The organism is Enterobacter cloacae complex sp. FDA-CDC-AR_0132, from assembly GCF_003010695.1.
Classification (GTDB): Bacteria; Pseudomonadota; Gammaproteobacteria; order Enterobacterales; family Enterobacteriaceae; genus Enterobacter; species Enterobacter ludwigii.
Genome location: NZ_CP027618.1, coordinates 1,234,689 through 1,260,131 on the forward strand (window position 1 = coordinate 1,234,689; position 25,443 = coordinate 1,260,131).

24 protein-coding genes are annotated in these 25,443 nt (G+C 55.8%); 9 read left to right on the forward strand and 15 right to left on the reverse strand.

Annotation, left to right across the window (positions count from 1 at the left end; all coding sequences use genetic code 11):
* Window positions 1-106 precede the first annotated feature (106 nt).
* Window positions 107-277, forward strand: coding sequence for a YhfL family protein (locus AM379_RS06090; RefSeq protein WP_032679101.1), 171 nt, complete (start codon window positions 107-109; stop codon window positions 275-277).
* A 100-nt stretch (window positions 278-377) separates the two neighbouring features.
* Here AM379_RS06090 and trpS read toward each other — a convergent pair whose 3' ends face one another.
* The 12 genes from trpS to AM379_RS06155 all read right to left on the reverse strand — a co-directional run bounded on the left by trpS (window position 378) and on the right by AM379_RS06155 (window position 10,355).
* A complete protein-coding gene (gene trpS / locus AM379_RS06095) occupies window positions 378-1,382 on the reverse strand; it encodes a tryptophan--tRNA ligase (protein WP_014171943.1) in 1,005 nt (334 codons plus the stop codon).
* Entirely contained in the window at window positions 1,375-2,136 is a 762-nt protein-coding gene (gene gph / locus AM379_RS06100) for a phosphoglycolate phosphatase (RefSeq protein WP_020884582.1), read from the reverse strand. The genes trpS and gph overlap by 8 nt, the downstream gene beginning before the upstream one ends.
* Window positions 2,129-2,806 carry a ribulose-phosphate 3-epimerase gene (gene rpe, locus AM379_RS06105; protein ID WP_014885523.1) on the reverse strand — a complete coding sequence of 226 codons (678 nt, stop codon included), beginning with the start codon at window positions 2,804-2,806 and terminating at the stop codon, window positions 2,129-2,131. The genes gph and rpe overlap by 8 nt, the downstream gene beginning before the upstream one ends.
* A gap of 41 nt (window positions 2,807-2,847) precedes the next feature.
* Window positions 2,848-3,660 carry an adenine-specific DNA-methyltransferase gene (dam, locus tag AM379_RS06110; RefSeq protein WP_032679102.1) on the reverse strand — a complete coding sequence of 271 codons (813 nt, stop codon included), beginning with the start codon at window positions 3,658-3,660 and terminating at the stop codon, window positions 2,848-2,850.
* 67 nt (window positions 3,661-3,727) lie between these two features.
* Complete coding sequence (gene damX / locus AM379_RS06115; protein WP_032679103.1) at window positions 3,728-5,038, reverse strand: cell division protein DamX; 1,311 nt, start codon at window positions 5,036-5,038, stop codon at window positions 3,728-3,730.
* A gap of 92 nt (window positions 5,039-5,130) precedes the next feature.
* Complete coding sequence (aroB, locus tag AM379_RS06120; protein ID WP_032679104.1) at window positions 5,131-6,219, reverse strand: 3-dehydroquinate synthase; 1,089 nt, start codon at window positions 6,217-6,219, stop codon at window positions 5,131-5,133.
* Between the two features lie 57 nt (window positions 6,220-6,276).
* A complete protein-coding gene (aroK, locus tag AM379_RS06125; protein WP_003861630.1) occupies window positions 6,277-6,798 on the reverse strand; it encodes a shikimate kinase AroK in 522 nt (173 codons plus the stop codon).
* A gap of 286 nt (window positions 6,799-7,084) precedes the next feature.
* On the reverse strand, window positions 7,085-8,323 hold the full coding sequence (hofQ, locus tag AM379_RS06135; RefSeq protein WP_032680150.1) for a DNA uptake porin HofQ: 1,239 nt from the start codon (window positions 8,321-8,323) through the stop codon (window positions 7,085-7,087).
* Window positions 8,235-8,639 carry a HofP DNA utilization family protein gene (locus AM379_RS06140; RefSeq protein ID WP_059305538.1) on the reverse strand — a complete coding sequence of 135 codons (405 nt, stop codon included), beginning with the start codon at window positions 8,637-8,639 and terminating at the stop codon, window positions 8,235-8,237. The genes hofQ and AM379_RS06140 overlap by 89 nt, the downstream gene beginning before the upstream one ends.
* Window positions 8,629-9,090, reverse strand: coding sequence for a HofO family protein (locus AM379_RS06145; RefSeq protein ID WP_106503534.1), 462 nt, complete (start codon window positions 9,088-9,090; stop codon window positions 8,629-8,631). The genes AM379_RS06140 and AM379_RS06145 overlap by 11 nt, the downstream gene beginning before the upstream one ends.
* A 3-nt stretch (window positions 9,091-9,093) precedes the next feature.
* Window positions 9,094-9,582, reverse strand: coding sequence for a PilN domain-containing protein (locus tag AM379_RS06150; RefSeq protein ID WP_106503535.1), 489 nt, complete (start codon window positions 9,580-9,582; stop codon window positions 9,094-9,096).
* On the reverse strand, window positions 9,579-10,355 hold the full coding sequence (locus AM379_RS06155) for a DNA utilization protein HofM (protein WP_106503536.1): 777 nt from the start codon (window positions 10,353-10,355) through the stop codon (window positions 9,579-9,581). Before AM379_RS06155 ends, AM379_RS06150 begins: the two co-directional genes overlap by 4 nt.
* 119 nt (window positions 10,356-10,474) lie before the next feature.
* Between AM379_RS06155 and mrcA the strand changes: the two genes are divergently transcribed.
* Complete coding sequence (gene mrcA, locus AM379_RS06160) at window positions 10,475-13,027, forward strand: peptidoglycan glycosyltransferase/peptidoglycan DD-transpeptidase MrcA (protein ID WP_106503537.1); 2,553 nt, start codon at window positions 10,475-10,477, stop codon at window positions 13,025-13,027.
* Between the two features lie 72 nt (window positions 13,028-13,099).
* On the opposite strand, the gene nudE is transcribed toward mrcA, so the two are convergent.
* Window positions 13,100-13,660 (reverse strand): ADP compounds hydrolase NudE, encoded by a 561-nt coding sequence (gene nudE, locus AM379_RS06165; RefSeq protein ID WP_014171956.1) that lies wholly within the window; start codon window positions 13,658-13,660, stop codon window positions 13,100-13,102.
* A 326-nt stretch (window positions 13,661-13,986) separates the two neighbouring features.
* On the opposite strand from nudE, the gene AM379_RS06175 reads away from it, so the two are divergent.
* The 5 genes from AM379_RS06175 to pckA all read left to right on the forward strand — a co-directional run bounded on the left by AM379_RS06175 (window position 13,987) and on the right by pckA (window position 20,147).
* Window positions 13,987-16,122, forward strand: coding sequence for an intracellular growth attenuator family protein (locus AM379_RS06175; protein WP_032679110.1), 2,136 nt, complete (start codon window positions 13,987-13,989; stop codon window positions 16,120-16,122).
* 67 nt (window positions 16,123-16,189) lie between these two features.
* Entirely contained in the window at window positions 16,190-16,873 is a 684-nt protein-coding gene (gene yrfG, locus AM379_RS06180) for a GMP/IMP nucleotidase (protein ID WP_025202858.1), read from the forward strand.
* Entirely contained in the window at window positions 16,870-17,271 is a 402-nt protein-coding gene (gene hslR, locus AM379_RS06185) for a ribosome-associated heat shock protein Hsp15 (protein ID WP_020884572.1), read from the forward strand. Before yrfG ends, hslR begins: the two co-directional genes overlap by 4 nt.
* Before the next feature lie 24 nt (window positions 17,272-17,295).
* Window positions 17,296-18,174, forward strand: a complete 879-nt coding sequence (hslO, locus tag AM379_RS06190; RefSeq protein WP_014171960.1) for an Hsp33 family molecular chaperone HslO — start codon at window positions 17,296-17,298, stop codon at window positions 18,172-18,174.
* A 353-nt stretch (window positions 18,175-18,527) separates the two neighbouring features.
* Window positions 18,528-20,147 (forward strand): phosphoenolpyruvate carboxykinase (ATP), encoded by a 1,620-nt coding sequence (pckA, locus tag AM379_RS06195; protein ID WP_014171961.1) that lies wholly within the window; start codon window positions 18,528-18,530, stop codon window positions 20,145-20,147.
* Between the two features lie 47 nt (window positions 20,148-20,194).
* Here pckA and envZ read toward each other — a convergent pair whose 3' ends face one another.
* Window positions 20,195-21,541: a two-component system sensor histidine kinase EnvZ gene (gene envZ / locus AM379_RS06200; protein ID WP_014171962.1), complete on the reverse strand. Its 1,347-nt coding sequence runs from the start codon at window positions 21,539-21,541 to the stop codon at window positions 20,195-20,197.
* A complete protein-coding gene (gene ompR / locus AM379_RS06205; RefSeq protein ID WP_006177890.1) occupies window positions 21,538-22,257 on the reverse strand; it encodes an osmolarity response regulator transcription factor OmpR in 720 nt (239 codons plus the stop codon). The genes envZ and ompR overlap by 4 nt, the downstream gene beginning before the upstream one ends.
* 232 nt (window positions 22,258-22,489) lie before the next feature.
* On the opposite strand from ompR, the gene greB reads away from it, so the two are divergent.
* Window positions 22,490-22,963 (forward strand): transcription elongation factor GreB, encoded by a 474-nt coding sequence (gene greB, locus AM379_RS06215; protein WP_014171964.1) that lies wholly within the window; start codon window positions 22,490-22,492, stop codon window positions 22,961-22,963.
* Window positions 22,964-23,051: 88 nt separating this feature from the next.
* Complete coding sequence (locus tag AM379_RS06220) at window positions 23,052-25,382, forward strand: Tex family protein (RefSeq protein ID WP_032679114.1); 2,331 nt, start codon at window positions 23,052-23,054, stop codon at window positions 25,380-25,382.
* The last annotated feature ends 61 nt before the right edge of the window (window positions 25,383-25,443 follow it).

A 25,443-nucleotide genomic window follows, 5' to 3' on the forward strand; every position in this document is an offset into this window, starting at 1 on the left:
ACTCCCCTCTTACCGCTCCCGATAACATACCGCCCGCGAAATGGAATTTTTTCATTTATTCCCTCACGTTAGATCCAATTTTCGTTTTTTCAGACAAGGAATGCGTATGTTTAAACTGGCAAAAACCGCCGTTCTGGTAGGCATGTTATCGACTCTGACCGCCTGCACCGGTCACGTTCAAAATACCAAAAATAATTGCAGCTATGATTACCTGCTGCACCCGGCAATTTCCATTTCGAAGATCATCGGTGGCTGCGGCCCGGCCGCACAGCAGTAAGCGTTTTTCAGGCGTAAAAAAACCGGGAATTTCCCGGTTTTTTGTCTGGCTCAGCGCGTTTTTTGTCGGGGAGCACTCATGCTTACCCGACAAAACAGGGTTATGGTTTACCCACAAACCCAATCGCCTGGTACACCGCCTTAAGGGTTTCAGACGCGCGGGCACTGGCTTTTTCCGCGCCCTCTTTCATCACTTTCTGCAGGAAAGCTTCGTCGTTACGGTAGCGGTGATAACGCTCCTGCAGCTCGGTCAGCATGCCGGAAACGGCATCCGCCACTTCCCCTTTCAGGTGACCATACATCTTGCCTTCGAAGTGTTGTTCCAGCTCAGGAATGCTCTGCCCCGTCACACCGGAGAGGATATCCAGCAGGTTGGAGACGCCCGCTTTGTTCTGCACGTCGTAACGCACAACAGGTGGCTCATCGGAGTCGGTCACCGCACGCTTGAGCTTTTTAACGACCGATTTCGGGTCTTCCAGCAGGCCGATAACGTTGTTGCGGTTATCGTCAGACTTGGACATCTTCTTGGTTGGCTCCAGCAGCGACATCACTCGTGCGCCGGATTTTGGAATGAACGGCTCAGGCACTTTGAACACGTCGCCATACAGCGCGTTAAAGCGCTGGGCGATATCGCGGCTCAGTTCCAGATGCTGTTTCTGATCTTCGCCAACCGGCACCTGGTTGGTCTGGTACAGCAGAATGTCTGCTGCCATCAGTACCGGGTAATCAAACAGACCGGCGTTGATGTTTTCTGAGTAGCGCGCGGATTTATCCTTGAACTGCGTCATGCGGCTCAGTTCGCCGAAGTAGGTGTAGCAGTTCAGCGCCCAGCCCAGCTGCGCATGCTCTGGAACGTGAGACTGAACGAAAATGGTGCTCTTCTCAGGATCAATTCCGCAGGCCAGATACAGCGCCAGGGTGTCCAGGGTGGCCTTACGCAGCTTCTCAGGATCCTGACGTGCAGTGATAGCATGCAGATCCACGATGCAGTAAATGCAATGGTAATCATCCTGCATGCTGACCCACTGACGTAACGCACCCATGTAGTTACCAATGGTCAATTCACCTGACGGCTGTGCGCCACTAAAAACGATGGGCTTAGTCATTATTCAATTCCTGATTATCACTGTGCGAAAGCCCGAGTGCGGGCAACAAATCTTTGAAGTGGTCGAACACGACGTCCGGCTCACTCAGCGTGATGGCCTCACCGTAGTTGTAGCCATAGGTTAATCCCACTGAAGGACAACCCGCCGCTCTGGCAGCCAGAATATCATTGCGGGAATCACCGACAAAGAGCAGCTCCGCGGGCGTTAAGGATAATTTTCCTGCCACCAGCAGTAACGGTTCCGGATGCGGCTTTTTGTTCTGCACATCATCACCGCCAACAATGACGGAAAAATACTTCGCGATATCCAGCGCTTCCAGCAGAGGGGCGACAAAAGGTGTCGGTTTGTTTGTCACCAGCCCCAGCGGAATGCCGTTGGCATGAAGCGCACTCAGCGTTTCTGCGACATCCGGGAACAGGAAACTGCCCTCTTCGACCGTCTCTTCATAGAAACGATTGAACAATTTACGCAGGATACGCAGCTGTTCTTCCTGCGGGATATCCGCATGATCCACGCTCGGTTTACCCTGTGCGGAACGCTGGGACACACGCTCCTGGCGGGCCCATGTCAACGCGCGCTCCATCAGGACATCGGCGCCATTGCCAATCCACGTGATGACACGCTCTTCGCCCGCAACGGGCAATTCAAGAGCATACAGCGCCTGGTCTACGGCGCTGGTTAAGCCCGGCGCGCTGTCGACCAGCGTGCCGTCGAGGTCAAATGCGATACCCCGGGTTGCCTGCAATTTATCCATGACTTACCTTCGCCAGTTCACGGCGCATTTCATCAATGACTTTTTTGTAATCCGGTTGGTCGAAAATCGCTGAACCTGCAACGAACATATCCGCGCCCGCTGCCGCAATTTCACCAATGTTATTCACTTTTACACCACCGTCGACTTCCAGACGAATGTCGTAACCTGACTCATCAATACGACGGCGCACTTCACGCAGTTTATCCAGCGTATGAGGGATAAACGACTGACCGCCAAAGCCCGGGTTAACGGACATCAGCAAAATGACATCCAGCTTATCCATCACATGGTCGAGATAGCTCAGCGGCGTAGCCGGGTTGAAAACCAGACCCGCTTTACAGCCATTCTCTTTGATGAGCTGCAGCGTGCGATCCACATGTTCAGACGCTTCAGGGTGGAAGGTGATGATACTGGCTCCCGCAGCGGCAAAATCAGGCACGATACGGTCAACAGGCTTCACCATCAGATGGACATCAATCGGCGCGGTAATACCGTAGTTACGCAGCGCTTTAAGCACCATCGGGCCAATGGTCAGATTAGGAACGTAGTGGTTATCCATAACGTCGAAATGGACGACATCCGCGCCCGCCGCGAGTGCTTTTGCAGTGTCTTCACCCAGGCGGGCAAAATCGGCCGACAGAATTGAGGGAGCAATCAAAAACTGTTTCATCCGCATCTCCTTGAAATGTGTTTACCGGCGGGCAAAACGGCTCAGGGGCGATAAAGCGCCAGGAGTTCGTCCACCTTTTTACGTGTGCCGCCGTTGCTGCTTATGCTACGCCGCACTTTGACCTGAAAATGCTTCGCGGCTTTGTACCATTCGCGCGTATCAGGGGTATCGTGATTCGAAATTAACACCGGAATTCTTTTGCTGACCAGCTTTTCCGCCATCTCCGCCAGACGGGCCTGCTCGGCCGGACTGAAGCTGTTGGTGTGATAAGCGGTGAAATTTGCCGTCGCAGACAGCGGTGCGTAAGGCGGGTCGCAATAGACCACCGAGTTTACGCCTGCCAGCTCCATGCACTCTTCATAGGAGAGGCAGTGGAATTCGGCATTCTGCGCTTTTTTAGCAAAGTGATACAACTCATCCTGTGGGAAATACGGACGCTTATAACGGCCAAACGGCACGTTAAATTCACCACGAAGATTATACCGGCACAGACCGTTGTAGCCGTGTCGATTGAGATAGAGGAACAACAGCGCCCGACGGAACGGATCCTGACTCTGATTAAATTCAGTGCGGAACTGGTAGTAAACGTCCGGATTATTGTGCTCGGGTGTAAACAGCTTCCGAGCCTCTTCCACGTACTCGTCGGTCTGCAGCTTGACGATGTTGTAGAGGCTGATGAGGTCGCTGTTGATATCCGCCAGGATATAACGAGAAAAATCGGTATTCAGGAATACCGATCCAGCGCCCACAAAGGGCTCGATAAGACACTCGCCTTTCGGCAGGTGCTTTTTAATATCATCGAGCAGGGGGTATTTCCCCCCTGCCCATTTCAGAAAAGCGCGATTTTTTTTCATGCTGACTAACTGATTACACCTTCTCCGGCTGTGGAGAAAGCTCCGACAGCATCCTGCGCTTTAAACATTACTTCAGATCAGCCTGAACCTGATGAATTGGCTTAGCCCATGGGTTTTTCGCCTGAACGTCGGCTGGCAGCGTTGCGACAGCACGTTTCGCTTCATCTTTTGAAGCATAAACGCCACTTACCAGCACGTACCACGGCTGACCATTACGGGTCGTCTGATAAACCACATAGTTTTTCAGATTTGTTTTCTTCGCCCAACCGTTGAGGTTGTCATAGTTAGACGAACTGCTCAGCTGCAGCGTGTAATTGCTGGACGGGGCTGACTTCAGCGAACCGACGTTACCTGCAGTCTTGCCTGCTGCGGCGCTGGTTGTTGCCGTCGCTGCAGGTGCAGTTGCAGTAGGTGCAGTGGCAGCCGGTGCCGTGGTGGTCGCCGTTGCTTTCGGTGCAGTCTGCGTAACCGGTGCTTTTGCCGGTTCGCTCACCGTGGCCGTTTCAGTACGTTTTGTCTGAGCCGGCGCTTTCACTTCAGGCGCTTTGACGACTGCCTGAGGTTTGGTTTCACGCTTAGGTTCAATCACAGCCTGCTTACGTTCAGGACGGGTCGCAGGTTGCGTCTGGCGCGGTTTGGTTTCGGTTGCAGCCGTCTGCGGCTGAGCGTTACCACCGCGGATTGGCGCAACGGTCGCAGGTTCAGTTGGCAGCGTAGAGTTAACCACGGCATTGTCCACCTGCGCCTGATTTTGCGGCTGCGTCAGGGCATTGTTCAGGTCGCCCTGAACTTCTACACGCTGCTGGCCTTCCGGCGTGGCAGGTGCCTGACCCTGTGCGGGGGTAGAAGAAACTGGCGGCAGAGAAACATCCTGCGGCTGTGTTGTATTTCCGGCAGTCTGCTCGGCGGAGGTGGTACCCGGCGCTGGCTGCGCACCATTCGCCTGATCGGTCGCATCGTTACCAGAGAGGCTGATGCTCTTCTCAGTGGATGCCGCTTGCTCACCGGAAGGGGTCGAAGGCGCTTTTAGCGCAGAACCAATACCGACAATCAGCAGCACGAGCACCAGAACGCCGAGTCCCATCATGATGTACTGGCGGGAGGCGGGTTTCTGCGCAGCGGCTTTTTTACGTTTACGTGGGCGACGCTCTACAGGCTCTTCGTCCATTGAATCTTCTTCGGACTCATAACCCTCTTCTTCTTCTCGCTCATCACGCGCGTTGCGGCTACGCGAAGGGCGACGATCGTCTGCATCCAGATCAACATCGTCAAAGTTGATCTGCGGCTCGTTATCACGTTCTGAAGATTGACGAGAACGACCAGTACGACGATCGCTGGGATCGGGTTTCAGCTCGTCTTCTGGTTTGAATTCATCCATTTAACACCCCACTCAAAGGCTTATGCCAACGACTTTGCATTTCGCCTGAAGCTAAACGACCACCTGTAACAGTGGCCTGACCTTTCTAGTTGTTACGCCTGCTGACAGTCAGCAATAGCGCCAAGAACCACATCATGCGGCACTCCGCCGCGTACTTCACTCTTCCCTATTGCAAGCGGGAGTACAAGACGCATCTCACCTGCCAATACTTTTTTATCGCGCATCATGTGGGGTAAATACGCTTGTGCCGACATCTCTTTCGGCCCGGTTACCGGCAAGCCCGCACGCCCAAGCAGCGTGATGATGCGTGCCGTCTCTTCCGGTTTAAACTGCCCCAGACGTTCAGAAGTGCGGGCAGCCATTACCATTCCGGCAGCGACTGCTTCACCGTGAAGCCAGTTACCGTAACCCATTTCGGCTTCAATCGCGTGACCAAACGTATGCCCAAGATTCAGTAAAGCACGTAAGCCCGTTTCACGCTCGTCTGCAGCGACAACTTCCGCTTTCAGCTCACAACAACGACGAATGCAGTAAGCCAGTGTCGCCTCATCCAGGCGCAGCAACGCATCCATATTCTCTTCCAGCCAGTCAAAGAACTCGCCATCCAGAATAATGCCGTATTTGATCACTTCAGCCAGGCCAGAAGCCAGCTCGCGTTTCGGTAGGGTTTTCAGACAGTCGAGATCCACCACCACCGATGCCGGCTGGTAGAACGCGCCAATCATATTTTTACCGAGCGGATGGTTAACGGCCGTTTTGCCGCCGACAGAAGAGTCGACCTGAGACAGTAACGTGGTAGGGATTTGAATAAAACGCACACCACGTTGATAACTTGCAGCCGCAAAGCCCGTCAGATCGCCCACAACACCGCCGCCCAGGGCAAGCAGTGTTGTATCGCGACCATGCGGTTTTTGCAGCAATGCGGTAAAGACGGTATCCAGTACCGCCAGGCTTTTATACTGCTCGCCATCGGGCAGAATCACACTGTCGACTTTAACGCCCGCCTGTTCAAGCAGGTGGCGAACGCGGTCGAGATAAAGCGGAGCCAGCGTCTCATTGGTGACCAGCATCGCCTGATCACCCGCTTTCAGTGGTAAAAAGGAAGCTGGGTCGTTAAACAAACCAGCCGCGATGGTGATTGGGTAACTACGTTCCCCGAGAGTAACTGTAATCCTCTCCATGACGCGACATCCACCTTTAATGCTTTTACCCGCAGGCGATTATATATAAAGCCAGAATCAGTTGCTTTCCAGCATATGAATAATCTGGTTTGCAACCACTTTAGCGCTCTGATCGTCAGTACGAATGGTCACATCAGCAATCTCTTCGTACAGCGGATTGCGTTCATCGGCCAACGCTTCCAGAACTTCGCGTGGTGGCGTTTCAACCTGCAGCAGCGGGCGCTTTTTATCGCGCTGCGTACGTGCCAGCTGTTTTTCGATGGTCGTCTCGAGATAGACCACTACGCCACGGGCGGAGAGACGGTTGCGGGTTTCGCGAGATTTGACAGAGCCACCGCCTGTTGCCAGAACAATGCCCTGCTTTTCCGTGAGTTCGTTGATCACTTTTTCTTCTCGGTCACGGAAACCTTCTTCGCCTTCTACGTCGAAAACCCAGCCCACATCAGCTCCGGTTCGTTTCTCAATCTCTTGATCAGAATCGTAAAATTCCATATTGAGTTGTTGAGCTAACTGACGCCCAATAGTGCTTTTGCCGGCACCCATAGGCCCAACCAGAAAGATATTGCGTTTCTCTGCCATTTTATCGGTACTACTAAGACTATTCGTTAATGGTAATCCCCGCTTCGCAGACACCCGGCGTAGCAGGACATGAACTGAAACCTCATATGCAATAGAGCGAGAGTCAGACTAAAAATTATCTCAATACTCCGGCTTGTTTGGCAACTGATTAAATCACCGCACCAGACGCATAAGGCAATAAGACGTAAGTCCAACTCAAATCGGTACTCCTTGTATGCTAATTCATGCCCCACGTCAAACATCTGCAACAATCTGAATGCAAAATCATTGGGAGGATCGTGACTCTTCAGCGAATACCGACCAGTCGTGGTGTAATAAACACCACTAACTCCCGTCGTTCATTGTCCTTTCCGTCATGGCGAAAAAGCTGTCCAAGCCACGGGATGTTGCCCAGCCCGGGCACGCGATCGCTTCCGGTTTTATTCTTTTGCGAAAAAATTCCGCCCAGCGCCAGCGTTTCTCCACTTTTTACTTCCACCTGGGTTTCAATTTCTTGTTTATCGATAGCCAGCGTTTCACCATCAGCCTGCTGCAGCACCTGTCCTGGCATATTTTCACTGATGTGCAGCTTCAGGCGTACGCGACCGCCGGGCAGCACCACCGGCGTCACCTCCATGCCTAACACCGCCTCTTTAAATTCCACGGAGGTCGCCCCGCTGTCACCGCTGGAGACCTGATATGGGATCTCACTGCCCTGCTTAATACTGGCCGGTTGCATATGCGAGGCCAGCAGTCGTGGGCTGGCGATGATATCGACCTGCTGCTTTTGCTCCAGCGCCGACAACTCCAGATCCAGCAGCCTGCCGTTAATCCGCCCAATGTTAAAACCCACATGGGTGGTGGCGTTTGCCACGGACAGATCGCTGCCAAGCGTTGTGAGTTGCCCGACCTTGCCCGCCTCCGTTGCGTCGGCGAGATTCCACTTCACCCCCAGCTCACGCAGGCTTTTTTCATTGATGGTCACGATATGCGCCGCCAGTTCCACCTGCTCGACAGGGATATCCATTTGTGTCGCCCAGTGCTGCAGCGTATCAAGCACCGCCTGGTTATCCCGTATCAGCAGACGGTTGGTGCGCTTGTCGACAGACAAACTCCCTTTTGGACTGAGCAGTTTTTCCGCCGCTTTTTGCAGCTCCCCGGCGTCAGCGTAAGAAAAAGGTATGCTGTGCGAGACCAGCGGCGCATCAAGCTGTCGGCGTGTCCGCTCCTGCTCTTTGCGTTCCAGCTGTTCACGCTGCCAGGCTGCGGTGTGAACATAAAAAATGCCCCCTTCTTCATGCAGAACAAGCCCGGCGCTGGTGACGACCGTCTGTAGCGCCTGTCGCCAGGGGACGCGTGTCAGATTGAGCGACAGCGTGCCGCTGACATCTGGCGATACCACCAGATTACGGTTCTCCTGCGCGACCAGCGCCTGTAGCACCTGCACCACCGGTACCTCATCCACCACCAGCGTGACCGGCTTTGGCGCGGCGGCCCACAGCGGATGACTGAACGCCAGCAGCCACAGCGTTATCCTTATGTTCATTCTTTTTCGTTCCTTCTCGTTGCCACGTCCATTGTCTGGGTTCACATGCATCCCCCACATCGACGACCAGTTCCCTTTCATTGAGGGCCGTTACCCGCCAGCCCACCGGGAGATGCTGTTGCGGTGTCAGGCGATGCCAGCGCTTTTGCCCGTCCTGTAAAATGCCGGTGTCCTGCGTGCCGCCCACCATCCCGTGGTAATGCCACTGCGCCAGTTGCCCTACCGCACAAGGGTCATCCGGCGGGCGAAAAGGATCCCGCATCCCGGTCACTAACAGGGCGCAACACACCAGCAGGCAACGCGCGCTATTTCGCATGCGGCTCCTCCAGCTCCACCCGCAGGCGTAATGCCGAACCCTGTGCAGAGAGAGCAAAGGCGGCAACCTGAACATCCCACTGCGCCAGCCGGGTGAAAACAGTCGGGATGGCCTGCCATTCAGCATCCAGCGTCAGTTCCCCTCCGTTTTGCAACGGCTTCCAGTGAACCAGTCTTGTACCCGCCCCCTGAAACTCGAGTGGCGAAAAAGGCGTCTTTACCATGGCTTCACGGGGGGCGTGACGCTGCGGCACCTGACTGGCGGCGGGCCATAGCGAGACATTAGCCTGTGCGGCCTCGCTGACCTGCCGCTGAAGTTCAGCCACCTGCTTTGCAACCGGTCGAAGCACCATGCCCCATGTCGTACTCCCCAGAAAGAGAACGCTCAGACACCAGCACAGCACCCGCCATCGGGGGCTGCTTTCGCACCAGCGTTCGAACAAGGTTTCCACGCATTAGCCCTCGCTTCGCAGATGAAAGGTGAACATCCAGCGCCCCTGGTCGTCCTGCTGTAATTCCCCCGTCTGCCCCGGGGTAAACCCCGCCATTTTTCCGAGCCCATCCCGCAGAGCAGAGAGCGCGGGGAGTGTTGCGGCATATCCGGTTAACATCAGTGAAGGGGGCTGATAGCGCAGTTCGGTCAGCCAGACCTGGGATGGCATCATCCCGGCAAAGGACTCCAGCACCGGCTGCCAGGCGCGTCGTTGAGGCGCGGGTGTCGGCGTCTCCGTGCCTGACCTTGTACGAGACACCAGCACCTGCTGCACGGACTGCATGCCCGCCAGTTGAATATGCAGCGCACGCGACATCACGAGAGGGTTCATCCGCAGGCTGAAAACCCCCATCAGTATCAGCAGCCACGTAGCGACAAACAGTACGCCCCAGAATCGCAGGCAGCGCACGCGTCGCTGCCGCCGCCACGGCAGAAAGTTCGTCATGCTCATTCCGGCACCTCACTCATGGCCAGCGCCAGCGCGACGGTATAATCAGCGCCGCACGCCGGCAGAGGAGCATGGCAACGAACCAGGGCGTCCCAGGGGTCTCGCTGGCTATCAAAGAGGGCAATGTCCTCCGGCGTGAGGGCCAGCAGTGCCGCGAGATCGGCCACGTTTTCCGCTTCCGTGGTAAAACGCCGTCCCCACTGATGGCGCATCGCCCACAGCCACTGATGCCCATCCCGCCAGGCGACACACTGCGCCGGCGCTACCGCAGGGAGAAGGTTCGCCAGCGCACTGGCATCCGGGGTGATCGTCACGAGCCGTAAACGCAACATCTTTGCCAGCGTCAGCAGGGGGTGAATCTCGTTGTTTTGTGCAGCGGTGACATGGAATGTATTGCTGAACGTATCCTGCGCATAATCAAAACAGAGCGTGTCAGCAGCCATCTCCAGTTCACGCGCGAGCGTCGCCCCCAGCCATGAGAGCTGTTCGCTGTCGCGCAGCGCCACGCCCGGACGGGGAAGCGATCGTTGCAACGTGCGTGCCGCCGGAAATGAGAGAAACACCCGGTGGGAGTGGGGCAACGTTTTCCGCCAGTCGCGCAGGGCGTCAACCAATTGTTCAGGCTGGCAAATTTTGCCATCCCGGATAATCCCGTCGGCCAGAGTGATAGCCCACCAGCGGCACAAACGCCAGCCCGACCGCTCCCGGGCCAGCGCCACTATCTGCACCCTATCCTGTTGAATATGAACGCCTGTTTGCCATGTTTTAAAAGCCATGCTTCACGATCTCCTTATCGCCCGTCAGGTGACGGCTATATCAATGAATCAGGCTTGCCTTTATACTACCGCGCGATTGTTTAGAAACTGCCCAAGTGAAACCAAATGGGAAATCTCCGGTGAAGTTCGTAAAGTATTTATTAATCCTTGCAGTCTGTTGCATTCTGCTGGGAGCAGGCTCGATTTATGGTTTGTACAAATATATTGAGCCGCAGCTGCCTGATGTCGCTACGCTTCGCGATGTGCGACTCCAGATCCCGATGCAGGTCTACAGCGCCGATGGCGAGTTAATGGCGCAGTACGGCGAAAAGCGTCGTATCCCGCTGACCTTAAATCAAATTCCACCCGTAATGGTCAAAGCCTTTATCGCTACCGAGGACAGCCGTTTTTACGAGCACCACGGTGTCGATCCGGTGGGGATTTTCCGTGCTGCAAGTATTGCGCTGTTCTCCGGTCATGCCTCTCAGGGGGCAAGTACCATTACACAGCAGCTGGCGCGTAACTTCTTCCTTAGCCCAGAAAAGACCCTGACCCGTAAGATCAAAGAGGTGTTCCTTGCGATCCGTATTGAGCAGTTGTTGAGCAAAGACGAGATCCTTGAGCTGTACCTCAATAAAATCTACCTCGGCTACCGCGCCTACGGTGTTGGTGCGGCCGCGCAGGTGTACTTTGGTAAACCTGTCGAGCAGCTGACGTTAAGCGAAATGGCGACCATTGCTGGTCTGCCTAAAGCGCCATCGACCTTCAACCCGCTCTACTCGCTTGAACGCGCTACGGCGCGTCGTAACGTCGTCCTGTCACGTATGCTGAGCGAAGGCTATATCAGCCAGAGCGAGTACGAACAGGCGCGCAACGATGTCATCGATGCCAACTACCATGCGCCGGAGATTGCCTTCTCTGCCCCTTATCTCACCGAAATGGTGCGTCAGGAGATGGTGAGCCGCTACGGCGATAAAGCCTACGAAGATGGCTACCGCGTTTACACCACCGTGACCCGCAACGTTCAGCAGGCGGCTCAGGAAGCGGTGCGTAACAACGTGATGGATTACGACATGCGCCACGGTTATCGCGGCCCGTCAAATGTGCTGTGGAAAGTCGGCGAAAGCGCCTGGGACAGCAAAAAAATCACCAGTACGCTGAAAGCGCTGCCCACCTATGGCCCGCTCCTTCCCGCCGTGGTGACTCAGGCCGATCCGCAGGAAGCGGTGGCAACGCTGGCGGATGGAACGTCTGTCTCCCTGCGTATGGACGGGATCCGTTGGGCTCGCCCGTACCGCTCAGACACCCTGCAAGGCCCGACACCGCGTAAAGTGACGGATGTCGTCCAGACCGGACAGCAAATCTGGGTACGCAAGGTGGCCGACAGCTGGTGGCTGGCGCAGGTGCCAGACGTTAACTCGGCCCTGGTGTCCATCAATCCGCAGAATGGTGCCGTGCTGGCCCTGGTCGGTGGGTTCGATTTCAACCAGAGCAAATTTAACCGCGCCACCCAGGCGTTGCGTCAGGTTGGCTCTAACATCAAGCCGTTCCTCTACACCGCAGCCATGGATAAGGGACTGACTCTCGCCAGTATCCTGAACGACGTGCCTATCTCCCGCTGGGATGCCGGTGCCGGTTCTGACTGGCAGCCGAAGAACTCACCGGCGGAATATTCAGGCCCTATTCGTCTTCGTCAGGGTCTTGGGCAGTCGAAAAACGTGGTGATGGTGCGCGCAATGCGTGCGATGGGTGTCGACTATGCCGCGGAATATCTGCAACGCTTCGGTTTCCCGGCTCAGAACATCGTGCGCACCGAATCGCTGGCGTTAGGCTCTGCATCCTTTACGCCGCTTCAGGTGGCGCGGGGGTACTCGGTGATGGCTAACGGCGGCTTCCTGATTGACCCGTACTTCATCAGTAAAATCGAGAACGACCAGGGTGGCGTGCTGTTTGAAGCGAAGCCGAAAATTGCCTGCCCTGACTGCGATATTCCGGTCATTTACGGCAATACGCCAAAATCTGAGGTGATTGAAAACAAAGACATGGAAGACGTTGCCGTGTCTCAGGAGCAGACGAACCCTGTGTTGCCGCAGCCGCAGCTGGAACAGGCTAACCAGTCGCTGGTGGCGCAGAGCGGGGCGCAGGAGTATGCACCGCATGTCATCAACACGCCGCTGTCGTTCCTGATAAAGAGCGCGCTGAACACCAACATCTTCGGCGAACCTGGCTGGCAAGGGACCGGCTGGCGCGCAGGACGTGATTTACAGCGCCATGATATCGGCGGTAAAACGGGGACAACAAACAGCTCGAAAGATGCGTGGTTCTCCGGTTACGGCCCGGGCGTGGTGACGTCAGTCTGGATCGGTTTTGATGATCATCGCCGTGATTTAGGCCGCACCACGGCTTCAGGCGCGATTAAAGATCAGATTTCTGGCTACGAAGGCGGCGCGAAGAGTGCGCAACCGGCCTGGGATGCCTATATGAAATCCGTGCTGGAAGGCGTTCCGGAGCAACCGCTGACGCCACCACCGGGCGTGGTTACCGTCAATATCGACCGCAGCACCGGGCAGCTCGCCAATGGCGGCAATAGCCGTGCAGAGTATTTCATCGAGGGCACGCAGCCGACCACACAGGCGGTGCATGAGGTGGGTACAGAAATCATTGATAACGGCGAAACGCACGAGTTGTTCTAACGGGCAACGTAAAAACGGCAACCTCAGGTTGCCGTTTTTTTTGTTCTCTCACACGTTGCGGACATCAGGCTGCTATAAACGCCCCTGCCCCTTCAGCCATTCGCGTACCAGGAACAGCGCGCTCACGTTGCGGGCCTCGTTAAAGTCAGGGTCTTCGAGCAGGTCCATCATATGGGCCAGCGGCCAGCGAACCTGTGGCAGTGGCTCCGGCTCGTCCCCTTCCAGCGATTCTGGATAGAGATCCTCAGCAACCACAATGTTCATTTTGCTGGAAAAATAGGAGGGTGCCATGCTCAGTTTTTTCAGAAACGTCAGTTCGTTCGCGCCAAAACCGACCTCTTCTTTCAGCTCGCGATTGGCCGCCTCAAAGACCGTTTCACCCGGATCGATGAGCCCTTTCGAGAACCCAAGTTCGTAAGATTCGGTTCCCACGGCATACTCGCGGATTAAGATCAGATGGTCGTCGACGACAGGAACAATCATCACCGCTTCGCGCGAAGAAGGGCGCATACGTTCGTAAACGCGACGCACACCGTTGCTGAACTCCAGATCCACACTTTCGACATTAAACAGGCGCGATTTTGCGACTGTTTCAACATTCAGAATGGTGGGTTTTTGTAGTGGTTTGCTCATCGTGATGGGGTCTTAGCAGTGGGAACTGGCTTTATTGTGCGATACGCCGCACGGTTTCGGCAATGTCAATTGTTCTGTATTTACATTTACGCAACGTAACAGGAATCAATCCTCAATTCAAAACAAATGTCAAGAGGTTGAAATGTTTCCAGGAATTTGCTGATATCGCGCCATAACAGGCTTTGCTATCATCATCGGTCACTGGGATGCGCTTCAGAATGCTCAAGTTCGACTCCATACTTGCCGATAGCCAACCACAGACTCTCATTCAATGTTAAAGGTGCTACTGACTACACCTGTAAGAAGATAAGTAAGATGGGGAAAGCATGAGCACCATTTTGATTGTTCTCGCTGCTATGCTGGCCGGCGCATTGGTTGCAGGGTGGGTATACAGGCGTCGCGTAAGGCGTCGTTACCGGCTGCCCTTTTTAAACGCCTTTGCCGGTGCGACGACGCGTAAACTGACGCAAGAAGAGCGCGATGCAGTAGAAAACTATCTCGAAACACTGAACCGTTCTCAGTTAACACCTGGGCCGACGGGGGCAACTGCTGCGCCGGTGGCGCTCAAGTTAAATGCGCAAAGTGACACAGTGCTCAGTGTGACGCGCTCCATCACCCGCTATGGCATCACCACAGACGATCCCAATAAATGGCGCTATTACCTGGATTCGGTTGAAGTGCATCTGCCCCCGTCCTGGGAGCAGTACATTAATGACGAAAACAGCGTAGAGCTGATCCATACCGATTCGTTGCCGCTGGTTATCTCACTCAACGGCCATACGTTGAATGAATATCTTCAGGAAGCCCCGCGTTTTGCGCTGGAACGCGCAAGCTCAACGCAGGCCTCCATTCGTGGCGAAGAGACAGAGCAGATCGAGCTGCTGAACATTCGCCAGGAGACGCATGAAGAGTACGCCCTGAGCCGCCCTGACGGCATTCGCGAAGCGATTCTGATCGTGGCCGCGTTCCTGCTCTTTTTCATCTGCCTGCTGACGCCGGATGTGTTTGTTCCCTGGCTGGCTGGCGGTGCGGTGCTGTTGCTGGCAGCCGGGCTGTGGGGGCTCTTTGCTCCGCCGGCAAAAACCTCGCTACGTGAGATCCACTGCCTGCGCGGTACCCCTAAGCGCTGGGGTCTGTTCGGTGAGAGTGACCAGGAGCACCTCAATAATATCTCGCTCGGTATTATCGATCTTATCTACCCGCGCCACTGGCAGCCGTGGATTGCCCAGGATTTAGGGCAGAAAACCGATATCGATATCTACCTTGACCGCCATGTGGTGCGCCAGGGGCGCTTTTTATCCCTGCATGATGAAGTAAAAAATTTCCCGCTTCAGCACTGGTTACGCAGTGCGGTTATTGCCGGGGGGGCAGCGCTGGTCTTTATCATGCTTCTGCTGTTTGTCCCGCTGGATATGCCCATTAAATTTACCCTGTCATGGATAAAAGGGGCGCAAACCATTGAGGCAACCAGCGTCAACCAACTGGACGAGGCTGGCGTGCGGGTCGGTGATACGCTGCGCCTGAAGGGCACCGGGATGTGTAACATTCATACGCCTGGCGCATGGAATACGCGTCAGAGCTCGCCGTTCATGCCGTTCGATTGCTCGCAAATTATCTGGAATGACGCGCCGCCGCTGCCGCTGCCTGAATCTGAGGTTGTTAATAAAGCCACGTCGCTTACCCAGACGGTCAACCGCCAGCTGCACCCGAAACCCGATGACGACTCACGCGTGAGCCCTGCCCTGCGCTCGGCCATTCAGAAATCGGGGATGGTGCTTCTGGACGACTTTGGTGACATCGTTCTGAAAACGCAGGATTTGTGTTCCGCTCAGGACGAATGCGTACGTCTCAAAAACGCCCTTGTGAACCTGGGTAACAGTAAAGACTGGGATTCGCTGGTGAAACGCGCGGAAGCGGGCCGGCTGGATGGCGTTAACGTGCTGCTGCGTCCGGTCAGCGCCGAGTCGCTGGATAATCTGGTCGCCACGTCAACCGCACCCTTCGTGATGCGCGAAACCACCCGCGCGGCGCAGGCGCTGAACAGCCCGGCACCGGGCGGCTTTGTGATCGTCAGTGATGAAGGGAGCGACCTGGTCGATCAGCCTTACCCGCAGGTCGCACTTTATGACTACCCGGCTCAGGAACAATGGGGCCAGTTCCAGCGCCTGGCGCAGATGCTGATGCAGACGCCGTTTAGCGCTGAAGGGATTGTGACGAGTATCTTTACCGATGCCAACGGCACGCGCCACATCGGCCTGCACCGCATGCCGGACAGCGCTGGCCTGTGGCGCTACATTGGCACCTCGCTGCTGATGATTGCGATGCTGGTATGCATTTGCTGGAACGGTTTTATGGCGCTGCGTCGCTATCAGCGCTCACGCACCAGGCTTGCCGACATCCAGCAGTATTACGAAAATTGCCTTAACCCTAAGCTGATCCCCTCCTCTGAGAGCCTGATCTGATAACGTCGATGCGCGACAAGATGTGCTACCCTGTCGCGCACGTTTCTTCAGGCTGGAGTTCCCCCTTATGCATCTTGATATCGCCTGGCAGGAGGTTGATACCGTTCTGCTGGATATGGACGGCACGCTGCTCGATCTCGCCTTTGATAACTATTTCTGGCAAAAGCTGGTTCCGGAAACCTATGGTGAACAGCAGGGGATCTCCCCGGCAGAAGCGCAGGAATTCATTCGTTCGCAATATAGCGCGGTGCAGCATACGCTAAACTGGTACTGTCTTGACTACTGGAGCGAGCGCCTCGGTTTGGATATTTGTGCCATGACCACCGCCCAGGGCCCGCGCGCCGTACTGCGTGAGGATACCGTGCCTTTTCTGGATGCGCTGAAAGCGAGCGGCAAGCGCCGTATCTTGCTGACCAACGCCCATCCTCACAATCTGGCCGTGAAGCTGGAGCATACGGGTCTTGCTTCGCACCTTGATTTATTACTTTCCACCCACACATTTGGTTATCCGAAAGAGGATCAGCGGTTGTGGCATGCGGTGGCGGAAGAGACCGGTTTGCAGCCGGAACGCACGCTGTTTATTGATGACAGCGAGCCTATTCTGGATTCCGCGGCCAGGTTTGGCATTCGCTATTGTCTGGGCGTTACCAACCCTGACTCTGGCCTGGCTGAAAAAAGCTATCTGCGTCATCCGGGGCTGAACGACTATCGCCAGATGATCCCCTCACTGACCGTGAAGGAGAGGCCATGAAAGAAAAACCCTCTGAAGGGGTAAGACTGGATAAATGGCTGTGGGCGGCCCGTTTTTATAAAACGCGCGCCCTTGCCCGCGACATGATCGACGGCGGTAAAGTGCATTACAACGGCCAGCGCAGCAAACCGAGCAAGCTGGTCGAACTGAATGCCACCTTAACGCTGCGTCAGGGCAACGATGAACGTACCGTGGTGATTAAAGCCATTACTGAACAACGACGGCCCGCAACCGAAGCCGTACTGCTGTATGAAGAGACGGCTGAGAGCATTGAAAAACGCGAGAAGACCGCGCTGGCGCGCAAAATGAATGCGCTGACAATGCCCCACCCGGACCGGCGTCCGGATAAAAAAGAGCGCCGCGATCTGATGAAATTTAAACACGGTGAGACCGAGTAACCCTCACCTGCACGAGAGACTATTATGGCCCAACACGACCAATTACACCGCTATCTGTTTGAACAATTCGCCGTGCGCGGCGAGCTGGTCACCGTATCCGAAACCTGGAAACAGATTCTGGAAAACCACAACTACCCGCTGCCGGTGAAAACCCTGTTGGGCGAACTGCTGGTTGCCACCAGCCTGCTGACTGCCACCCTGAAATTTGCCGGGGATATCACCGTGCAGTTGCAGGGTGATGGCCCTATGACCCTGGCGGTCATCAACGGTAATAACCAGCAGCAGATGCGCGGCGTGGCGCGCGTACAGGGCGATGTTCCTGAAAACGCGGACCTGAAAACGCTGGTGGGTAATGGCTATCTGGTCATCACCATCTCCCCGGAGGAAGGTGAGCGCTATCAGGGCGTGGTTGGCCTCGAAGGCGATACGCTGGCGGCCTGCCTGGAAGATTACTTCATGCGTTCTGAACAGCTGCCGACGCGTCTGTTCATCCGCACCGGTGAAGTAGACGGTCAGCCTGCTGCTGGCGGTATGCTGCTGCAGGTTCTGCCTGCGCAGGACGCGCAGACCAACGACTTCGAGCACCTCGCGACTCTGACGGAAACCGTCAAAGCAGAAGAGCTGTTCACCCTGTCGGCGACAGATGTCCTGTGGCGTCTTTATCACGAAGAAGAAGTGACGGTTTACGACCCACAGTCGGTGGAATTTAAGTGCACCTGTTCACGTGAACGCTGCGCTGGCGCGCTGAAGACGCTGCCGGATGAAGAGATCGACAGCATCATGGCGGAAGACGGCGAAATCGATATGCACTGTGACTACTGCGGTACGCACTACGTGTTCAATTCGATGGATATTGCTGAGATCCGCAACAACGCCTCCCCGGCGGATCCTCAGGTCCACTAAGCAAAGCCTGCCCTCACCTTGCCCTCTCCCTTTTGCGAGAGGGCAAAGTGCAAAAAAGCCCTCTCTGGCTGAATCGTTTTTAACACTGTAACTCTTACGTAATTTTCTTACGTGTATGCGATTACATTCACATTCCTTCCGATAAAATCACCAGCCATTAACCTTTTCGGAACATTTTCCCCAACCAAAAAGCGATTCCTGCGATAATCCGCCTGCCCTGTGACTGGAGTCGCAGCGTTTTCCGTTAGTAAGGGTTTTGTCCAGATGCGTAAATCTATGAGCCCCGTCGCGGTTAACAACCTCACAAAAACCCTACAATTTCAGACAGTACATATTGGCTAAGGAGCAGTGATATGCGTGTTACTGGTTTAACCCCGCAAGATCTCAAGGCTTATGGTATTCACGACGTCCAGGAAATCGTCTACAACCCCGATTACGATACGCTGTATCAGGAAGAGCTCAATCCAGCACTGGAAGGATACGAGCGAGGTGTGTTGACTAACCTTGGTGCTATCGCCGTCGATACCGGTATCTTTACCGGTCGTTCGCCGAAAGATAAATACATCGTCCGAGACGAGACCACCCGCGACACACTGTGGTGGGCTGATAAAGGCAAAGGGAAGAACGATAACAAACCGCTCTCTCCGGAAACCTGGCAGCATCTGAAAGGGCTCGTTACCCATCAACTTTCCGGCAAGCGTCTGTTTATCGTTGATGCTTTCTGCGGCGCTAACGCCGACACTCGCCTTTCCGTGCGGTTTATCACTGAAGTGGCCTGGCAGGCGCATTTCGTGAAAAACATGTTTATTCGTCCTGACGACAAAGAGCTGCAGGATTTCACCCCTGACTTCATCGTGATGAACGGGGCGAAATGCACGAACCCACAGTGGAAAGAGCAGGGTCTTAACTCCGAGAACTTCATCGCCTTCAACCTGACCGAGCGTATTCAGCTGATCGGCGGTACCTGGTACGGCGGCGAAATGAAGAAAGGGATGTTCTCGGTGATGAACTACCTGCTGCCGCTGCGCGGTATCGCCTCCATGCACTGTTCGGCAAACGTCGGTGAAAAAGGGGATGTGGCGGTGTTCTTCGGCCTGTCCGGCACCGGTAAAACCACCCTTTCTACCGATCCGAAACGTCGTCTGATTGGCGATGACGAGCACGGCTGGGATGATGACGGCGTGTTTAACTTCGAAGGGGGCTGCTACGCGAAGACCATTCGCCTGTCTGAAGAAGCGGAGCCAGATATCTTCCATGCCATCCGCCGCGATGCGCTGCTGGAAAACGTCACCGTGCGTGCCGATGGAACGATCGACTTCGACGATGCTTCGAAAACCGAAAACACCCGCGTGTCTTACCCTATCTACCACATCGACAACATCGTGAAGCCGGTGTCAAAAGCGGGCCACGCGACGAAGGTGATTTTCCTGACGGCAGATGCGTTCGGCGTGTTGCCTCCAGTGTCCCGCCTGACCGCCAGCCAGACGCAGTACCACTTCCTGTCTGGTTTTACCGCCAAACTGGCCGGTACCGAGCGCGGCGTGACGGAGCCAACGCCAACCTTCTCCGCCTGCTTCGGCGCAGCGTTCCTGTCGCTGCACCCGACGCAGTACGCGGAAGTGCTGGTCAAACGCATGCAGGCGTCCGGTGCGCAGGCGTACCTGGTGAATACCGGCTGGAACGGCACCGGCAAACGTATCTCCATCAAAGATACCCGCGCCATTATCGACGCCATTCTGGATGGTTCACTCGATAACGCCGAAACCTTCACGCTGCCGATGTTTGATCTGGCAATCCCGACGGCGCTGCCGGGCGTAGAAACCCGTATTCTCGACCCACGCAATACCTACGGTTCACCGGAGCAGTGGCGTGAGAAAGCAGAATCGCTGGCGAAACTGTTTATTGAGAACTTCGAGAAGTATACCGATACCCCGGCAGGTGAAGCGCTGGTGAGTGCGGGTCCGAAGCTGTAACAGCTGACACGACCTGCAAAAAAAAGGGTGGCTTTTGCCACCCTTTTTTAACTCTCTCTCACCTGCCCGCGCGTCACCGGCACCGGTAACCATGCGCGAATGCTTAAACCACCCCGCTCACTGGTCCCAATCTCCAGCAAGCCGTTATGGTTATCCACAATACGCTGCACAATTGCCAGGCCTAAGCCGGTTCCGCTGGTACTGCGCGCGCTATCGCCCCGCACAAACGGCTGGAACAGATGCTTACGCTGCTCTGGCTTAATGCCCGGACCGTCATCTTCTACCTGGAACCAGGCGCGGTTGAGCTCAGACCCGCTGCTGACTTTAATCCAGCCATTGCCATAACGGGCCGCGTTAACCACCATATTGGCCACCGCACGTTTAATGGAAAGCGGGTGCATCCGCACCTGAATTTCACCGGCCTGCAGGTCGGTATCGATTTCCCGCTCGTAGCCGCTTTCCGCCGCGACCACTTCACCGAGTACCGCATTCAGATCGGCCATCTCCATCGGCATCTCCTGCCCGGTACGCAGGTAGTCAATAAACTGCTCAATGATGGCGTTACACTCTTCGATGTCCTTGTTAATGGACTCCGCAAGATAACCATCCTCTTCGCCCATCATCTCCGTCGCCAGACGGATACGCGTGAGCGGCGTGCGCAGGTCATGACTCACGCCCGCCATCAGCAGCGTACGGTCGTCTGCCAGCTGCTTCACGCCGGCCGCCATATGGTTAAAGGCCCGCGTCACGGAACGCACTTCTGAGGCGCCGTACTCACGCAGTGGCGGGGGAATAATCCCTTTACCGACCTGCAGCGCAGCGTGCTCCAGGTCGACCAGCGGTCGGTTCTGTATACGAATAAACAGCCACGCGCCGCCTATCGCCAGCAGCATAATGGCAAGGGTGTAGCGGAACAGCGGTGAGAAGTCACCCTGGTGAATTTCGGTCAGCGGGACGCGCACCCAGATATTGGGTGACAGCCACGTTTTCAGCCAGACGACCGGCGAGCTTTTGTTGACCTCAACGCGCACTTCCGTCGGGCCACCTAACTGCTGCGCCATCTGCTGGCTGAGGAACTCATAATGCTGCGCCCAGCGCAGGCCAGCGTCTTCTGCCGCTTCGTTGGAGTAAAGCGAAATACCCAGCTCACGGTAAATTTCACGGCGAAACGCCGGGGGAACAACTAACTGCGTGCCGTCCTCCAGTTGCAGTTTATCGGTCATCAGCATACGCACTTCGTATGCCAGAACCTTATTGAACTGCTGGAGGCTCGGCAGGATCGCAAAGTTCAGCACCACCAGATAGGTTGTCACCAGGCTGACGAACAGCAGGGTGACAATCAGTAACAGCGTACGGGCAAATGAGCTTCGCGGAGAGAAGCGCATTCGCCTCATGCTTTAGCGCCGTCCGGGACAAACACGTAGCCCAGACCCCATACGGTCTGAATATAACGAGGATGCGCCGGATCTTCTTCCACCATGCGGCGCAGACGGGAGATCTGCACGTCAATGGAACGTTCCATTGCGGAGTATTCACGGCCGCGCGCCAGGTTCATCAGCTTGTCACGTGAAAGCGGCTCACGCGGGTGGCTGACCAGCGCTTTCAGCACCGCGAACTCACCGCTGGTGAGCGGCATAGGTTCATCTTCACGGAACATCTCACGGGTACCGAGATTCAGCTTGAACTTACCAAACGCAATCACCGCTTCTTCCTGCGACGGTGCGCCAGGCAGTTCGTTCGCCTGACGGCGCAGCACGGCGCGAATACGGGCCAGCAGTTCACGCGGGTTGAACGGTTTTGGAATGTAGTCGTCAGCACCGATTTCCAGACCAACGATGCGGTCAACCTCTTCCCCTTTCGCCGTCACCATGATGATCGGCATAGGGTTGCTCTGGCTACGCAGACGGCGGCAGATGGAAAGCCCGTCTTCACCAGGCAGCATCAGGTCGAGTACCATAAGATGGAATGATTCGCGGGTCAGCAGACGGTCCATCTGCTCAGCGTTGGCCACGCTACGAACCTGGAAGCCCTGCTCGGTCAGATAACGCTCAAGCAGCGCACGCAGGCGCATGTCGTCATCCACGACCAGAATTTTGTAGTTCTCTTGCATTGTGTGTACTCCCAAAGGTTCGGATAGTCTAATAACAGCGTATTCTAAAAAAGTGCACGTGTTCGACCAGCTAATTCTGGTATAAATTCTAGTCGAAATTGTTACAAAGCATATTTAACAGCAGCTTATCTGCACATTTCATCACATAAATCATTATTAACGTTGTCTGTTAGACTACGTGATACGTAATGTGCGCAAAGAATGCAATGATGTCGAGTCTTAAGGTCACCCCATGAAAACGCCCCTGATCACCCGCGAAGGGTATGAGAAACTCAAAAAAGAGATGGATTACCTGTGGCGCGAAGAGCGTCCTGAAGTGACCAAGAAAGTGACCTGGGCCGCAAGCCTGGGCGATCGCAGTGAAAATGCTGACTACCAGTACAACAAAAAACGGTTACGTGAAATCGACCGCCGGGTCCGCTATCTGACCAAATGCCTTGAGAACCTCAAAATAGTGGATTACTCCCCACAGCAGGAAGGCAAAGTGTTTTTCGGCGCGTGGGTCGAGATTGAGAACGACGATGGTGACACCCTGCGTTTTCGTATCGTCGGCTATGACGAAATTTTTGGTCGTAAGGATTACATCTCTATCGACTCACCAATGGCCCGTGCGCTGCTGAAAAAGGAAGTGGGCGATTTGGCCGTCGTGCAGACCCCTGGCGGCGAAGCCAGCTGGTACGTCAACGAAATTACGTACGTTAAATAGTCCGAGAGCGCCCTCCGCGGCTGGCATTTTGCCGTGTCAGCCCGTATAACTATCCCCTGATTTTTTCGACTCAACAGATGATAAAGCCATGATGAAAGATTCGCTCTGCCGCATTATTGCGGGTGAACTTCAGGCCAGAGCCGAACAGGTAGAAGCTGCCGTTCGCCTGCTTGATGAAGGGAACACCGTGCCGTTTATTGCACGTTATCGTAAGGAAGTCACCGGCGGTCTGGATGACACGCAGCTGCGTAACCTGGAGACCCGTCTCGGTTACCTGCGCGAACTGGAAGACCGTCGTCAGGCGATCCTCAAATCCATCGGCGAACAGGGAAAACTGACCAGCGATCTGGAAACCGCAATCAACGGCACCCTGAGCAAAACCGAACTCGAAGACCTTTATCTGCCGTATAAACCGAAGCGCCGCACCCGTGGACAGATTGCCATTGAGGCAGGCCTGGAGCCGCTGGCCGAACTGCTGTGGAACGAACCGTCCCACGACCCGGAAACCGAAGCCGCGAAGTTTATCGATGCCGATAAAGGGGTCGCAGACACCAAAGCCGCACTCGACGGCGCGCGCTACATTCTGATGGAGCGCTTCTCCGAAGATGCCGCCCTGCTCGCGAAAGTGCGTGACTATCTGTGGAAAAACGCCCACATCGTCTCTACCGTGGTCAGCGGGAAAGAGGAAGAAGGCGCCAAGTTCCGCGATTATTTCGATCATCACGAACCCATCTCTACCACCCCTTCACACCGCGCGCTGGCGATGTTCCGCGGCCGCAACGAAGGCGTGCTCCAGCTCTCCCTGAATGCCGACCCGCAGTTTGACGAGCCACCAAAAGAGAGCCACTGCGAGCAGATCATTATCGACCACCTCGGCCTGCGCCTGAACAACGCGCCGGCAGACAGCTGGCGCAAAGGCGTGGTGAGCTGGACGTGGCGCATCAAGGTGCTAATGCACCTCGAAACCGAACTGATGGGCACCGTGCGTGAACGCGCCGAAGACGAAGCAATCAACGTCTTCGCCCGTAACCTGCACGACCTGCTGATGGCCGCACCTGCCGGCCTGCGCGCCACCATGGGTCTCGATCCGGGTCTGCGTACCGGCGTAAAGGTGGCCGTGGTTGACGGTACCGGCAAGCTGGTGGCTACCGATACCATTTATCCGCATACCGGCCAGGCGGCGAAGGCTGCCGTCGTGGTTGCGGCGCTGTGCGAGAAATACAACGTGGAGCTGGTAGCCATCGGCAACGGTACGGCCTCCCGTGAAACCGAGCGTTTCTACCTCGACGTGCAGAAACAGTTCCCGAAAGTCACCGCACAGAAAGTGATTGTCAGCGAGGCGGGTGCTTCCGTTTATTCGGCGTCTGAACTGGCCGCCCTGGAGTTCCCGGACCTGGACGTTTCCCTGCGCGGTGCAGTTTCTATCGCCCGCCGTCTGCAGGATCCGCTGGCGGAGCTGGTTAAGATCGACCCGAAATCCATCGGCGTCGGCCAGTATCAGCATGACGTGAGCCAGACTCAGCTGGCCCGTAAGCTGGATGCGGTCGTGGAAGACTGCGTAAACGCCGTCGGCGTTGACCTGAACACGGCCTCTGTTCCCCTGCTGACCCGCGTGGCGGGCTTAACCCGCATGATGGCGCAAAACATCGTTGCCTGGCGTGATGAGAACGGCCAGTTCCAGAACCGCCAGCAGTTGCTGAAGGTGAGCCGTCTGGGGCCAAAAGCGTTTGAGCAGTGCGCGGGCTTCCTGCGCATCAACCACGGCGATAACCCGCTGGATGCCTCAACCGTTCACCCGGAAGCGTACCCGGTAGTGGAACGCATTCTGGCCGCAACCCAGCAGGCGCTGAAAGACCTGATGGGCGACAGCAGCGCGCTGCGTAACCTGAAGGCGGTCGATTTTACCGACGAGCAGTTCGGGGTGCCGACGGTCACGGACATCATCAAAGAGCTGGAAAAACCGGGCCGCGATCCGCGTCCTGAGTTTAAAACCGCGACCTTCGCCGACGGCGTTGAAACCATGAATGACCTGCTTCCAGGCATGGTACTCGAAGGGGCGGTCACTAACGTCACCAACTTTGGCGCGTTTGTCGATATCGGCGTGCACCAGGACGGTCTGGTCCACATCTCTTCCCTTGCCGATAAATTCGTTGAAGATCCGCATACCGTGGTCAAAGCGGGCGACATTGTGAAGGTGAAGGTGATGGAAGTGGATCTGCAGCGTAAGCGTATCGCCCTGACGATGCGTCTGGACGAGCAGCCAGGTGAAACCAACGCGCGCCGCGGCAGTAACGGCGGCGGTCGCGAGCAGCAGCGCCCGGCCGCAAAAGCGGCGAAGCCACGCGGACGTGACGCCCAGCCTGCGGGCAACAGCGCCATGATGGATGCACTGGCGGCAGCAATGGGTAAGAAACGCTAACCGCATAAAAAAGGCCCGGTGATACGTCACTCATCGGGCCGTTATCCCGCCGAAATTAATT

Coding starts and splice junctions, on each gene's coding strand:
- AM379_RS06090 (WP_032679101.1), top strand. CDS start 107: ATGTTTAAACTGGCAAAAACCGCCGTTCTGGTAGGCATGTTATCGACT.
- trpS (WP_014171943.1), bottom strand. CDS start 1,382: ATGACTAAGCCCATCGTTTTTAGTGGCGCACAGCCGTCAGGTGAATTG.
- gph (WP_020884582.1), bottom strand. CDS start 2,136: ATGGATAAATTGCAGGCAACCCGGGGTATCGCATTTGACCTCGACGGC.
- rpe (WP_014885523.1), bottom strand. CDS start 2,806: ATGAAACAGTTTTTGATTGCTCCCTCAATTCTGTCGGCCGATTTTGCC.
- dam (WP_032679102.1), bottom strand. CDS start 3,660: ATGAAAAAAAATCGCGCTTTTCTGAAATGGGCAGGGGGGAAATACCCC.
- damX (WP_032679103.1), bottom strand. CDS start 5,038: ATGGATGAATTCAAACCAGAAGACGAGCTGAAACCCGATCCCAGCGAT.
- aroB (WP_032679104.1), bottom strand. CDS start 6,219: ATGGAGAGGATTACAGTTACTCTCGGGGAACGTAGTTACCCAATCACC.
- aroK (WP_003861630.1), bottom strand. CDS start 6,798: ATGGCAGAGAAACGCAATATCTTTCTGGTTGGGCCTATGGGTGCCGGC.
- hofQ (WP_032680150.1), bottom strand. CDS start 8,323: ATGAACATAAGGATAACGCTGTGGCTGCTGGCGTTCAGTCATCCGCTG.
- AM379_RS06140 (WP_059305538.1), bottom strand. CDS start 8,639: ATGCGAAATAGCGCGCGTTGCCTGCTGGTGTGTTGCGCCCTGTTAGTG.
- AM379_RS06150 (WP_106503535.1), bottom strand. CDS start 9,582: ATGAGCATGACGAACTTTCTGCCGTGGCGGCGGCAGCGACGCGTGCGC.
- AM379_RS06155 (WP_106503536.1), bottom strand. CDS start 10,355: ATGGCTTTTAAAACATGGCAAACAGGCGTTCATATTCAACAGGATAGG.
- nudE (WP_014171956.1), bottom strand. CDS start 13,660: ATGAGCAAACCACTACAAAAACCCACCATTCTGAATGTTGAAACAGTC.
- AM379_RS06175 (WP_032679110.1), top strand. CDS start 13,987: ATGAGCACCATTTTGATTGTTCTCGCTGCTATGCTGGCCGGCGCATTG.
- yrfG (WP_025202858.1), top strand. CDS start 16,190: ATGCATCTTGATATCGCCTGGCAGGAGGTTGATACCGTTCTGCTGGAT.
- hslR (WP_020884572.1), top strand. CDS start 16,870: ATGAAAGAAAAACCCTCTGAAGGGGTAAGACTGGATAAATGGCTGTGG.
- hslO (WP_014171960.1), top strand. CDS start 17,296: ATGGCCCAACACGACCAATTACACCGCTATCTGTTTGAACAATTCGCC.
- pckA (WP_014171961.1), top strand. CDS start 18,528: ATGCGTGTTACTGGTTTAACCCCGCAAGATCTCAAGGCTTATGGTATT.
- envZ (WP_014171962.1), bottom strand. CDS start 21,541: ATGAGGCGAATGCGCTTCTCTCCGCGAAGCTCATTTGCCCGTACGCTG.
- ompR (WP_006177890.1), bottom strand. CDS start 22,257: ATGCAAGAGAACTACAAAATTCTGGTCGTGGATGACGACATGCGCCTG.
- greB (WP_014171964.1), top strand. CDS start 22,490: ATGAAAACGCCCCTGATCACCCGCGAAGGGTATGAGAAACTCAAAAAA.
- AM379_RS06220 (WP_032679114.1), top strand. CDS start 23,052: ATGATGAAAGATTCGCTCTGCCGCATTATTGCGGGTGAACTTCAGGCC.